The sequence below is a fragment of the Massilia sp. 05N420 genome, assembly GCF_056397205.1.
Map to the genome: position 1 here is coordinate 41,078 of NZ_JBFTMX010000038.1, position 12,670 is coordinate 53,747.

Annotated in this window: 12 protein-coding genes; 4 read left to right on the forward strand and 8 right to left on the reverse strand. The window is 67.9% G+C overall.

Annotated elements, in window-relative coordinates; translation table 11 throughout:
* Positions 1 to 139: 139 nt before the first annotated feature.
* Both AC1DIX_RS21125 and AC1DIX_RS21130 read left to right on the forward strand, forming a co-directional pair.
* A complete protein-coding gene (locus AC1DIX_RS21125; protein WP_477327134.1) occupies positions 140 to 2,833 on the forward strand; it encodes a bifunctional diguanylate cyclase/phosphodiesterase in 2,694 nt (897 codons plus the stop codon).
* Positions 2,830 to 3,942: a diguanylate cyclase gene (locus tag AC1DIX_RS21130; protein WP_477327136.1), complete on the forward strand. Its 1,113-nt coding sequence runs from the start codon at positions 2,830 to 2,832 to the stop codon at positions 3,940 to 3,942. Before AC1DIX_RS21125 ends, AC1DIX_RS21130 begins: the two co-directional genes overlap by 4 nt.
* Here the strand turns inward: AC1DIX_RS21130 and AC1DIX_RS21135 are convergent.
* From AC1DIX_RS21135 to AC1DIX_RS21170, 8 genes are all read right to left on the reverse strand, one after another.
* Positions 3,939 to 4,505 carry an LOG family protein gene (locus AC1DIX_RS21135; RefSeq protein ID WP_477327138.1) on the reverse strand — a complete coding sequence of 189 codons (567 nt, stop codon included), beginning with the start codon at positions 4,503 to 4,505 and terminating at the stop codon, positions 3,939 to 3,941. The genes AC1DIX_RS21130 and AC1DIX_RS21135 overlap by 4 nt on opposite strands.
* Positions 4,502 to 5,182: a TetR/AcrR family transcriptional regulator gene (locus tag AC1DIX_RS21140; RefSeq protein WP_442124122.1), complete on the reverse strand. Its 681-nt coding sequence runs from the start codon at positions 5,180 to 5,182 to the stop codon at positions 4,502 to 4,504. The genes AC1DIX_RS21135 and AC1DIX_RS21140 overlap by 4 nt, the downstream gene beginning before the upstream one ends.
* 84 nt (positions 5,183 to 5,266) lie before the next feature.
* Positions 5,267 to 6,028, reverse strand: a complete 762-nt coding sequence (locus AC1DIX_RS21145; RefSeq protein WP_477327140.1) for a response regulator — start codon at positions 6,026 to 6,028, stop codon at positions 5,267 to 5,269.
* Between the two features lie 41 nt (positions 6,029 to 6,069).
* Complete coding sequence (locus AC1DIX_RS21150; RefSeq protein ID WP_477327142.1) at positions 6,070 to 6,999, reverse strand: esterase/lipase family protein; 930 nt, start codon at positions 6,997 to 6,999, stop codon at positions 6,070 to 6,072.
* A 7-nt stretch (positions 7,000 to 7,006) separates the two neighbouring features.
* Positions 7,007 to 8,689, reverse strand: coding sequence for a GMC family oxidoreductase (locus AC1DIX_RS21155; RefSeq protein WP_477327144.1), 1,683 nt, complete (start codon positions 8,687 to 8,689; stop codon positions 7,007 to 7,009).
* Between the two features lie 9 nt (positions 8,690 to 8,698).
* Positions 8,699 to 9,220, reverse strand: a complete 522-nt coding sequence (locus AC1DIX_RS21160) for a twin-arginine translocation signal domain-containing protein (protein ID WP_477327146.1) — start codon at positions 9,218 to 9,220, stop codon at positions 8,699 to 8,701.
* A gap of 324 nt (positions 9,221 to 9,544) precedes the next feature.
* Entirely contained in the window at positions 9,545 to 10,300 is a 756-nt protein-coding gene (locus tag AC1DIX_RS21165) for an RNA methyltransferase (protein ID WP_442124117.1), read from the reverse strand.
* A complete protein-coding gene (locus tag AC1DIX_RS21170; protein ID WP_442124116.1) occupies positions 10,281 to 10,415 on the reverse strand; it encodes a hypothetical protein in 135 nt (44 codons plus the stop codon). The genes AC1DIX_RS21165 and AC1DIX_RS21170 overlap by 20 nt, the downstream gene beginning before the upstream one ends.
* Positions 10,416 to 10,480: 65 nt before the next feature.
* On the opposite strand from AC1DIX_RS21170, the gene AC1DIX_RS21175 reads away from it, so the two are divergent.
* Both AC1DIX_RS21175 and AC1DIX_RS21180 read left to right on the forward strand, forming a co-directional pair.
* A complete protein-coding gene (locus AC1DIX_RS21175; protein WP_477327152.1) occupies positions 10,481 to 11,260 on the forward strand; it encodes an inositol monophosphatase family protein in 780 nt (259 codons plus the stop codon).
* A gap of 318 nt (positions 11,261 to 11,578) precedes the next feature.
* A partial coding sequence (locus AC1DIX_RS21180; protein WP_477327148.1) for a DEAD/DEAH box helicase occupies positions 11,579 to 12,670 on the forward strand: 1,092 nt, incomplete at its 3' end.

Sequence of the window (12,670 nt, forward strand, 5' to 3'; positions counted from 1 at the left end):
TACGCAACAGATTGATTGATTCCCTTGAGCATTAGAAGTTAGCTATCGACTTTCGGTATCCCTACGTATAAAGTCAATTTCGCTGCCTGCTCCGTCCAATATGTAAGTGATGCCGCAACACTCTCCCGGTCGACTCCAGTTGCTCCCGCCTGCACCGCGCCTCTCCCGCCTGCTCGGTCACGCGCTCGAGACCTATATCGCGCTGCCGCTGTTCGCACTGCTGCCGCTGGTGGCGATCTGGATCGCGGCCTTCCACTTCATCGCCGCCGAGCGCGAAGCCGCCGTCACGGAAGCGCGCGAAGCGACCCGCGAACTGGTCGATACCTACGAAGCCCAGATGGCGCACCGCCTGACCGCGATCGACCAGACCCTGAAGGTGCTGAAGTACGCGGCCGAGCAGCACGGTCCGGCGGCGGCCATCGACGAGCTGCGCCGCGAGGGCCTGTTGCCGCCCGCGCTGGTGTTCGTGGTCGGAATCGCCGACCGCGATGGCCGCATCGTCGCCAGCAACCCGGCCATGCGGCCGCGGGACGTCTCGCACGAGACCTTCTTCACGGCCCACCGCGCCAGCGCATCGGCGGCGCCCTTCGTCAGCCAGGCCGTCGGCGACGCCGCCCGGGTCGAGCCGCACCTGCATTTCTCGCGCCGCATCGACGATGCCGCCGGCCGCTTCGCCGGGGTTGCCATCGTGGCGGCCGCCCCGGCCTATTTCACCAGCACCTACGAGCGTTCGCGCGAGGGCGAGCTGGGGCTGGTCGGCCTGATCGGCAGCGACGGCGTGGCGCGCGCGCTGCGCGTCGGCGACAAGGTCTCGTGGGGCCAGCAGGTGGCGCTCGACAACATGGCCAGCGACGCCCTCGCCCCCCACCCCACCGCGCCCGACGGCGTGGCGCGCTACGTCAGCGTGCGCCGCCTGCACGGCTTTCCGCTGGCCGCCGTGATCGGCCTGGCCGAGAGCGAGGAGATGACGGACTACGAAGAGCGCCGCGGCAGTTTTCTGGTGGCCGCGGCCGCCGCCAGCGCCCTCCTGATCGCGCTGGTTGGCCTGATCAGCGCCTGGTCCTGGCAGCTGGCCAAGGCGCGCCGGCGCGAACGGCGCGCCCAGGAAACCTATGCGGCGGCCTCGGAGGCCAGCCTGGACGCCTTCTTCGTGCTGCGCAGTGTGCTCGATGCCGACGGCAAGGTGGTCGACTTCCTGGTCGAGGAGACCAACACCCGCGCCGAGCAGGTCACCGGCATCCCCAAGGAACAGCTGCGCGGCCGCCTGATGGGCGAGCTGCTGCCCTTCTACCGCATGAACGGCATGTTCGAGGAACTGGTCTCGGTGGTAGTCGACGGCAAGGCGGTCGAGACCGAGTGGCAGGCCGCCACCTCGCCGGCCGTCGGCCGCTGGCTGCAGCGCCAGATCGTGCCGGTCGAAGGCGGCGCGGTCGCCATGGTGCGCGACATCACCGAGCGCAAGCAGGCCGAGGAGCGAATCCGCCACCTGGCCCACCACGACGAACTGACTGGCCTGCCGAACCGCAGCCTGATCCGCGACCGCCTCGACCAGGCGGTGCTGAACGCCCAGCGCAACGGCAAGCACCTGGCGCTGGCCTTCGTCGACCTGGACGGCTTCAAGCTGGTCAACGACGGTCTCGGCCACAGCGCCGGCGACGAACTGCTGAAGGAGGTGGGCCGCCGCATGCAGGCCTGCCTGCGCCGCAACGACACCCTGGGCCGCCTGGGCGGCGACGAATTCGTGATCCTGCTGCCGGACGTCTCCGACAACGCCCTGGCGCTCACGCCGGTGCTGGAAAAGATCCGCCAGGCCGTCACCGAGCCGGTGCCGATCGGCGACCAGGCGGTCCAGATCAGCTGCAGCATGGGCGTGGTGATCTACCCGCGCGACGGCGACGATCCGAAGACCCTGATGATGAACGCCGACGCCGCGATGTACCGCGCCAAGGACCTGGGCAGCAACAACTTCCAGTTCTATACCCGCGAGATGAACGCGAGCGTTGAAGAAAAACTGATGCTGCTGGAAGGCCTGCGCAAGGCCTTCGATGCGACCCAGGGCGGCGACTCGCCGGCGGTGCCGGCGCCCGCCGGCCGCTTCTTCCTGATGTACCAGCCCAAGGTCGACCTGCGCACCGGCCGCATCTTCGGGGTCGAAGCCCTGATCCGCTGGCGCCACCCCGAGCACGGCATGGTGCCGCCGCCGCGCTTCATCGGCCTGGCCGAGGAATCCGGCCTGATCGTCGCGATCGGCGAATGGGTACTGCGCACCGCCTGCCGCCAGGCCCAGCTCTGGCGCGCCGCCGGCCTCGAGCCGCTGACGGTGTCGGTCAACGTCTCGGCCCGCCAGTTCGAGGAAAAGCACCTGGTCGAGCGCATCGCCACGGCCCTGCGCGATACCGGCCTGCCGCCCTCCGCGCTGGAAGTGGAAGTCACCGAGAGCCTGCTGATGCGCGACATGACCCAGGCCGTCGAGCGCATGCGCGGGCTGAAGGACATGGGTGTCTCGCTGTCGATCGACGACTTCGGCACCGGCTATTCCAGCCTGTCGGCGCTGAAGTCCTTCCCGATCAGCACCCTGAAGATCGATAAAAGCTTCGTGCGCGACCTGGCCCACAGCCTTGATGACCAGGCGATCGCGCTGGCCGTGATCTCGCTCGGCCACCGCCTGCAGCTGCGGGTGATCGCCGAAGGCGTGGAAACCGAGGAGCAGCGCGAATTCCTGGTCGCCAACGAGTGCGACGAGATGCAGGGCTATCTGTTCTCGCCGCCGGTGCCGGCCGAACGCATCACGGAGATGCTGCTGGCCCAGGTGCAGACGGAGCGCGCCGCATGAACCCATCGGGATGGTCCCGCGCCCTGTTCGGCGCCGACCCCAAGCTGCGCCGCATGATGACCTACTGGGGCGCGACGGCGGCGCTGTACACGGTCTTCATGGCCATCCTGATCGCGGCCGGCAGCCGCGGCCTGATCGACCACCGCGCCGCGCTCGGCCTGTCCGGCTATACCGCCGGCTGCATCGTCCTGTCCTACCTGCTGGTGCGCTTCAGCGCCGGCATCGGGCTGGCGCCGACCGGCGCCGCCGCTTTGCAGGCCGTGTTCGCCATCACCTGCACCATATGGGCGTATTCGATCTTCGGGCCGCTGCGCGGCGCCATCCTGATGGGGCTGATGGTGGTGGTGGTGTTCTGCACCTTCGCGCTGCGCCCGCGCCAGACCCTGGTCCTGACCGCCGCCGCCGTGGGCGCCATGGGCGTCACCATGTGGTGGCACCAGGCCCATGATCCCGACAACTATCCGCCGCTGGTGGAGGCCGTGACCTTCATGATCATGGCGGGCTGCTCGATGTCGGTGACCCTGCTGACGGGCGAGGCCAGCAAGCTGCGCGCCCGCCTGAAGGGCAAGAAGGAAGCGCTGGAGCAGGCACTGGAGACGATCCGGACCCTGGCCACGGTCGACGAGCTGACCGCGCTGTCGAACCGCCGCCACATGAACGAGGTGCTGGCGCAGGAAGAGCGGCGCCACGGCGCAGGCACCGGAACGGCGGACCGCGGGACCTGCATCGCCCTGCTCGACATCGACTTCTTCAAGCAGATCAACGACCGCTACGGCCACGCCACCGGCGACACGGTGCTGCGCAGTTTTGCCGCCGCCGCCCGCGGCGAGCTGCGCGCGGGCGATGTGCTGTCGCGCTGGGGCGGCGAGGAATTCCTGCTGATGCTGCCCGATAGCGGCGAGCCGGAAGCCCGGACCGTGGTCGAGCGCATCCGCGCGCGCGTCGGCGCCCTGGCCGTCGAGGGCGTGGCGGACGGACACCGGATCAGTTTTTCGGCGGGCCTGACCGCGCGCCGCGGCGGCGAAGCGCTGGCCGATACCGTCAACCGCGCCGACAAGGCCCTGTACCAGGCCAAGTCCGCGGGGCGCGACCGCGTCGTCTCGGCTTAGACGAGAGGCTCTGCGCGCGGCGGCGCCGCCGCTTGTAGACGCGCCACCAGGGCGTCCGGATCGGCCTCCAGCAGCATCAGGCCCGCATGCGCCGGGCGCACGAAGCCCTGTTCCACCATGTGGCCGACGAAGGCCGACAAGCCGTTCCAGAAACCGTTCGCGTTCAGCAGGCCGATCGGCTTGGCGTGGATGCCCAGCTGGGCCCAGGTGACCATCTCGAACAGTTCTTCCAGCGTGCCCATCCCGCCCGGCATCGCGATGAAGCCGTCCGCCAGGTCCGACATCATCGCCTTCCGCTCGTGCATGTCCTTGACCACGAACTGGCGCGTCAGGCCGGTGTGGCCGACTTCGCGCTCGAGCAGGGCGCGCGGGATCACGCCGGTGGCTTCGCCTTTCAATCGCAGCACTTCGTCGGCGATCACACCCATCAGGCCGACCTTGCCGCCGCCGTAGACCAGGCCGATGTTGCGGCTCACCAGCACACGGGCCAGGCCGCGCGCGGCGTCGGCATACAGGGGATCGGCGCCGGGCGAGGCGCCACAGTAGACGGCAATGGCTTTCATGCTTTTCCTTCGGGGGGCAGCTGCTTCAGGTAGTCGTCGGCGAGGCGCTCGAACAGGTCACGGGTCTCGCCGCGCAGGTAGGGGCCGAGCATCGACAGCACCTGGTAGCAGCCGCGCGCGAGGGCGTCGGCGATCGCCTGCTGTTCGCTGTACTTGCGCGGGTTGCGCACGTATTCGTAGGACAGCCAGTAGGTTGCCACCACCACCATATTGGTGGCCATCGCGCCGATCTGGCTGTCGCCGGCTTCCAGCGACCCTTCGCTGCGCAGGTCTTCGCACAGCTGGCGCGCGACCTTGATCTTGTGGGCCAGGATGGCCTTGAAGTGCAGTTCCAGCTTGCGGTTGCGCGACAGCAGGTCGTTGAGGTCGCGGTAGAAGAAACGGTAGCGCCAGATCAGCTCGAACATCATGCGCAGGTACAGCCAGACGTCTTCCAGGTTCGAGCGGCGTCCGGCCGGCACGGTCAGCATGCGCCCGATCTCGGCCTCGAACTGGGCGAAGATCGAATTGACGATGTCGTCCTTGTTCCGGAAGTGGTAATACAGGTTCCCCGGAGAGATGTTCATCTCTTCGGCGATCACGGTGGTCGTGATGTTCGGCTCGCCGAATTCGTTGAACAGCCTGAGCGACAATTCGAGAATCCGTTCGCGGGTCCGGCGGGGCGCTTTTTGTTGCATGGAAGACGGCATGGTTGAACTCACCCGCAAGGATAACACCGACCGTCGGCCTCGGCCATATCGGCGGGCGGGCCGGTCTTCGGCTCAGCTGCCTGCGCTGCGCTCCCGGAAGGCGGCGCGCAGGTCCTCGCGCAGGGCGCCGGCGGCCCAGGGTTTGGCCAGGTGGCGGTCGACCAGGCCGGCGGCGCAGGCGCGCTCGATCGGCTCGCGCTCGGACAGGCCGGACAGGATCAGGCGCACCGTGTGCGGATACAGGCGGCCGACATGGGCCATCAGTTCGGTGCCCTGCATGCCCGGCATGCACTGGTCGGACAGGATCACGTCGACCGGATGGCGGGCCAGCAGGTCGAGCGCCTCCTCGGCCGAGCCGGCGCTGAGGATGCGCCAGGGCTCGCCCGCGAGGCTGTCGACCAGCACCTCGCGCATGAAGCTGTCGTCGTCGACCACCAGCAGGGTCGGCAGCGCCGGCGCTTCAGGTGCTGTCAGCAGGAAGGCCTCGACCTCGGCGACGAAGCTGGCCGGTTCGATCGGCTTGCACACATAGCCGTCGAAGCCGGCCGCCAGCACCCGCTCGCGGTCCTGTTCCGGGCGCAGCGTGCTCACGGCCAGCAGCGGGATCGCCGCGCAGCCGGGCTCACGCTTCAGGGCGCGCGCCACCGCATAGCCATCCATCGAAGGCAGGCGCAGGTCGCACACCACCAGGTCGGGCCGGCCGTCCAGCGCCAGCCGCAGGCCTTCCGCGCCGTCGCCGGCCTCGCTCACCGTGTGCCCGGCCGCGTGCAACAGCCATGCCATCAGCTCGCGGGTGGGCGGGTCGTCTTCGACGATGAGGATGCGCGCTGGCATGGTGGACTCCACGGTTCGGCCTTGTCTTTACACGTCTTACTCTAGCACCGGGGCGCGCCGGAAGCCAGTGCCGCCAGCTCGTCCATGACCGCGGCCAGCACGCGCGGATTGCTGCCGAGGGCGACGTGGCCGACGCCGCCGAATTCGATGTTGCGCGCGCCTTCCAGGCGGCTCGATTCCTGCGGCGACACGATGTTGTCGTGGTGGGTGTAGAGCGAGGTAACGAGGGCGCGGTCGGCGCCGTCCTCGCTTGCCGCCAGCGCGCGCAGCCAGTCGCTGCCGGGCCGCATCTGGAAGGCATTCTTGCCCAGGCCGAAGCGCGCCAGCGCGGTGCCGTGGTGCGGCGTGCCGAGGGTGATCACGCGCGCCAGCGCCGCGCTGCCGTGGGCGCGCATCCAGGCCCGCGCCACCAGTCCGCCCATGCTGTGGGCGACGATCGCCACCCGGTCGGTGCCGGCGGCCGCGCACAGCTCGCGCACCGCGAGTTCGACCTGCGGCACGTAGTCGTCGATGTCGCCGGCCACCGGTTCCAGGTCCACCGTCGCGTGGCTGATGCGGGCCGCATCCAGCAGCGGTAGCAGGTGGGCCCAGTAGCCGCTGTTGCAGCCGTAACCGTGCAGCAGCAGCACCGGCGGCTGGCGGCTGTCCGGGTAGATGCGGGTGGCCGCGCGCGCGCAGGGCACGAACCAGGACGTCACCAGCATGCTGGCGCGGAATTCCTCGGCCAGCAGGCGCAGGCGGGCCCTGGCGCCGAGGCGGAAGGCCGGCGGCGTGGCGCTGGCGAAGTGGGCCGCCATCACGAAGTTGTTCATGTTGATCAAGAGGCGCACCAGCACCACGCTGCCCGCGCCCAGCAGGGCCGCCCGCCAGGGCGTCATCTCCAGGAAAGCCACGGCGCTCCAGCCGATCAGGAGCGCCGCCGCCAGCTGCACCAGCAGCAGCGCCCGCAGCAGGCGGCGCGCGCTCTTCATGCTGCCCTCACGCGGCCGCGGGCTGGATCGCGGCCACCGGCTTGCCCGCTGCCGGCGCCGGTGCGGCGACAGGGCGTGCCGCCGGGCGGCCGGTGAGCGACTGCGCGAGCTGGCTGGCCAGGCGCGCGGTGATGCCGTAGATCGACAGCTGCGGATTGGCGCCGATCGAGGTCGGGAACAGCGAACCGTCGTGCACCGAGAGGTTGGCCAGTCCGTGGTAGCGCCCGTCCTGGCCGGTGACGCCGGCGCGCGGGTCGCCCGCCATCATGCAGCCGCCCATCACGTGGGCCGAGGCCACCTTGGGCAGGTGCGAGCGGTAAGGCAGCGCAGCGATGCCCTCCTTCGCTTCCTTCCACGACGCGTAGCGCGGTGCGGTCTCGTGCGCCACCTGCACGGCGTCGGCGCCGGCCGCGAACTGGATCTCGGCCATCGTCAACAGCGCGCGGCGGGCGCCGTCCCAGACCGGATCGTTCAGCGGATAGTCGAGCACCGGCGCCCCGCCCGCGCCCAGCTGGACGCTGCCGCCGCGCGAGTCCGGGTGGAAGCCGTCGCGCAGCAGGGCCAGCATGCCCTGCAGGTGGGGGAACTGGCGCATCATCTCCGCATGCCGGACGCCGAAGCCGGTCATGGTGGTCGACAGCAGCACCGGGTGCAGCGGCGGCGCCTCCAGCTTGTAGCCGAGCGGGCCGTCGATCGCCTGGGTGTGCAGGAAGTGGTCCGAATACACGGTCTGCGGCGCGCCCGCATAGCCTTCGACGCGCTCGGGGAAAATCGCGGCCGAGATCAAGGTCGGGTGCAGGAAGGTGCGCTTGCCCAGCAGTCCGTTCGGATCCGGCGCTTTCGAGCGCAGCATCAGCGCCGGCGAGTTGATCGCGCCGCCCGCCAGCACATAGTGTTTCGCGCGCAGGCGCAGCTTGCGGCCGGTGGGCTGGATGCCGCCGGCGTCCAGCAAGCTGCAGTCGAGCGCCGCGATCCTTTCGCCTTCGATCTGGAAGCGCTCGGCGCGGGCGCGCGTGACCAGCGTGGCGCCATGGTCGAGGCTTGACGGAATGGTCGATACCAGCATCGACTGCTTGGCATTGGTCGGGCAGCCCATGCCGCAATAGCCGAGGTTCCAGCAGCCGTTGACGTTGCGGCGGATGAAGCCGGTCGGGATGCCGAGCCTGTCGGCGCCGCGCCGCAGCAGGTCGTTGTTCTCGTTCGGCGCGGCCTGCCAGTCGCCGATGTGCAGGCGCGCCTCCATCAGCTCGAACCAGGGCTTGAGGTCCTGTTCGCTGTAGGTGTCGAGGCGATGGCGCTGCTGCCAGAACTTGAGGGTGTCGGGCGGGGTGCGGAAGCTCGAGGTCCAGTTGACCGTGGTCGAGCCGCCGACGGTGCGGCCCTGCAGGATGGTGATCGCCTTGTCCTTGGTCTTGCGGGCGGCCGATTCCTGGTACAGCGTGGGGTAGGCGTCGGCTTCGCGCATCTTGAAGTCGCGCGAGGATTTCAGCGCGCCCTCTTCCACGATGATCACGGACAGTCCGCTGAGCGCCAGGATCTCGGCCGTCACGCCGCCGCCGGCGCCGCTGCCGACGATGACGACGTCGGCGTCGAGCGTGCGATCGGTGTCGAGGCGGGCGCCGTCGACGATCTTCCAGCCGCGCGCCAGGCCGGCTTCGTATGGGTCGGGGATGATGGCGGTATTACTCATGCGCGCTCCTCATGCGAGTTCCTTCATCGGTCCCGGATAGCCGATCGCCGCCCAGTTGGCGTCGTCGCTGTACCAGCTGCCGAGCACCAGGTCGTGCAGGGCCTGGTAGGCGGTGCGGAACAGGGCCAGCCGGTGGGTGCGCCAGTCCTGCAGCCAGGCGCTCACTTCATCGTCCTTCGCCTCCAGCCAGCCGTGCGGGATACCGGTCAGCAGGCGCCGCGCCGGTCCCAGCGCGAGCAGGCCGAACAGATCCTGCACCTCCTGCTGGGTGGCCAGCGGCAGGCCGTGGATGGTCTGGTTCAGCCTTTCCGTCGTTGACGCGATGGCCCTGGCGCGCTGCGCCGGTTCACTGGGCAGCACGCCGGCCAGGACCGCCGGCACGATCGCATGCAGGGCATTGCGCGCCTCGCCGTCGAGCACGAAACGCCGGGGCGCCGGCGGATGCGCATAACGGTAGAGGCCGCCGCCAGCGGCCAGCACGAGCGCCGCCAGGGCGCCCGCCTTGAGGAAGGATCTGCGGCCAGTCTCCATATCGAACCCCTATCTTGCTTTTTTGCCTAGTGTAAGCGAAAGATCCGACAGCAAAACGCCGAAAACTAGAGCGCCGCGTCTAGCCGCCAAAATTCGGGGTCAAAATTCGGGGTCAGAGCACATTTCCGACTTAATTCGGGGTCAGAGCGATTTTCACCTTGCAGGCCCAGGCGAAGCTCGTTTGCACGGACGGCCCGAATGCCAGATTTCGTTTGCGCTGGAGGCCTGGACGGCAAACTTCCTTTGCCTGCCATTCCGGTGAGCCCTTGTTCAAAAAGTGCTCTGACCCCGAATTTAAACAATAAAGTGCTCTGACCCCGAATTTTAGTCGCGGTGCTTTTGCATCTGGCGGGCGATGCCGCGCAGGATGTTGACTTCTTCGGTTTCGAGCTGGGTGCGGGCGAACAGGCGTTTCAGGCGCGGCATCAGTTTTTTGGGGTTGTCGGCGTTCAGGAAGCCGATGGCGACCAGCGCTTCTTCGAGGTGGGCGTACATGCCTTCGATCTGCGCCATGGTGGCGGCCTCGCCCTGGAAGCCGATGCCGGCCTGGGTGCGGTTCTCCCCTTCCGCGGCCAGGCGGCATTCGTAGGCCAGCACTTGGGCGGCCTGGGACAGGTTCAGCGAGGAATACGCCGGGTTGGCCGGAATGTTGATCAGCACGTTGCAGCCGGCGACGATGTCGTTCGGCAGGCCGACGCGCTCGTTGCCGAGGATCAGGGCCGGGCGCAGGTCGGCCATCGCGGCCACATGGGCAGAGAAATCGCGTGGTGACCACACCGGCGGCGAGAATTCGCGCAGCCGGGCCGACACCGCGGCGGCGAAATTGCAGCCCTCCAGCGCTTCCTGCACGCTGCCGACGATGCGCGCCCCCTCCAGCACGTCGATGGCGCCGCTGGCGAAGGCGACCGCCTCGGCATCAATCAGCGGACTGTCGCAGCGCGGCGACACCAGCACCAGGTCGCTGAAGCCCATGGTCTTCATGGCGCGCGCGACCGAGCCGACATTGCCCGCGCGGCTGGTTTCCACTAGCACAAAGCGTAGGCGTTTAAAGAGAGATATGTCAGTTTCGGTCGGGTTCATTGTAAAATAGCGCCATCGCGCGGTGACGAGCGGTTGAAATGCAGCCTGGGTCGAAGGATCCGGCGGCGATTTTAACGGTTTCGGCACCGCTTTGCTCTTTGTCATTCTCGTTCATGGATCGTTCACGGCGCCTGCTGCGCGGTGGGCGTCAGCATTTTTCAGGAAGCCCTCATGCACCCAATGCTCAACACGGCCATCAAGGCCGCCCGCCGCGCCGCCACGGTCATCAACCGCGCATCGTTCGATCTCGACCGTATCACCATCAGCGAAAAAAGCCATAACAATTTCGTCACCGACATCGACCAGGCGTCGGAACAGGCGATCGTCGAGACCCTGCTGAAGGCCTACCCCGACCACGCGATCCTGGGCGAAGAGACCGGCGCATCAAGCAACCTGAACGACGAGAGCGAATACGTCTGGATCATCGATCCGMTCGACGGCACCACCAACTTCCTGCACGGCTACCCGAACTACTGCATCTCGATCGCGCTGCAGCAGCGCGGCATGATCACCCAGGCCGTGGTCTACGACCCGGTCCGCAACGACCTGTTCACCGCCACCAAGGGCGCCGGCGCCTACCTGAACGAGAAGCGCATCCGCGTGCGCAACCCGGAACGCATCAACAAGGCCCTGATCGGCTCCGGCCACGGCACCGACCCGCGCGCGCTGGCCGAATACCTGCGCATGTACGAAGTGGTGGCCCAGCGCTGCCACGGCGTACGCTCGAGCGGCTCGGCCGCGCTGGAACTCGCCAACGTGGCCGCCGGCCGCGTCGACGGCTTCTTCGAGAAGGGCCTGAAGATCTGGGACATCGCCGCCGGCTCGCTGCTGGTGACCGAAGCGGGCGGTATCGTCGGCGAATTCAGCGGCGAATCCGAATACCTGAACAAGGGCGACATCATTGCCGCCGGCCCGAAGGTCTTCGCCGGCATGGTCGCGGTCCTGAAACCGTTCGCATAAAAACGTTCTTGCGGCCTTTCGCGTAGAATAGAGGCCGTGTCAGTCCGGGCGCTCGCAAGAGCAGGCCCGGCGCGGCCAGTGCTTCAGCGCCAGTCACGGCGCCGCGCTGCCCGCTTCCACCGGCARTGTCGCCGCGCTAAAATTTCCATAGCGAAACATTTTTAACTATAATGCCGTGTGGCGCCGACCCTCTTTTGCCGGCGCCGCGCCTCTCGGTGTGTGCCGGCTCCAGTACCGGCCTCCTCGTGTCGTGTAATCCGATCGGCTGGACTGGCGTCTTCGATGCGAGGACGACGGGCCGATCCCTACAGAAAAACTATGTCATTCAATACTCTCGGTCTGACCGACGCCCTCGTCCGTGCCGTTACTGAAGCGGGTTACACCGCGCCGACCCCGATCCAGGCACAGGCCATTCCGGCCGTGCTCGGCGGCGGCGACCTGCTCGCCGGCGCCCAGACCGGCACCGGCAAGACCGCCGGATTCACCCTGCCCGTGCTGCACCGCCTGTCGACCGACAAGGCCGGCCTGGCGCTGGCGAATAAAAGCTCGAAGCGCCCGATCCGCGCCCTGGTGCTGGCCCCGACCCGCGAACTCGCGGCCCAGGTCGAAGAAAACATCCGCACCTACGCCAAGTACACCAACCTGAACTCCGCCGTGATCTTCGGCGGCGTCGGCATCCACCCGCAGATCAAGCTGCTGGCCAACGGCGTCGACATCCTGGTCGCCACCCCGGGCCGCCTGCTCGACCACGTCGGCCAGGGCACCATCAAGCTCGACAAGATCGAGATCCTGGTGCTGGACGAAGCCGACCGCATGCTGGACATGGGCTTCATCCACGACATCAAGAAGGTGCTGGCCGTRCTGCCGCCGAAGCGCCAGAACCTGCTGTTCTCGGCCACCTTCTCGGACGAGATCAAGGCCCTGGCCGACAAGCTGCTGAACAACCCGGCACTGATCGAAGTGGCGCGCCGCAACTCGACCGTGGAAGTCATCGAGCAGATGATCCACCCGGTGGACCGCGACAAGAAGCACCCGATGCTGGCCCACCTGATCAAGACCAACAACTGGAAACAGGTGCTGGTGTTCACCCGCACCAAGCACGGTGCCAATAAACTGGTCGAGCAGCTCGGCAAGGACGGCATCGGCGCGATGGCGATCCACGGCAACAAGAGCCAGTCGGCGCGCACCAAGGCCCTGGCCGAGTTCAAGGACGGCAGCCTGACCGCCCTGATCGCCACCGACATCGCGGCGCGCGGCATCGACATCGACCAGCTGCCCCACGTGGTCAACTACGACCTGCCGAACGTGCCGGAAGATTACGTGCACCGGATCGGCCGCACCGGCCGCGCCGGCGCCACCGGCGAGGCCGTGTCCCTGGTCTGCGTCGACGAACACCAGATGCTCAAGGAC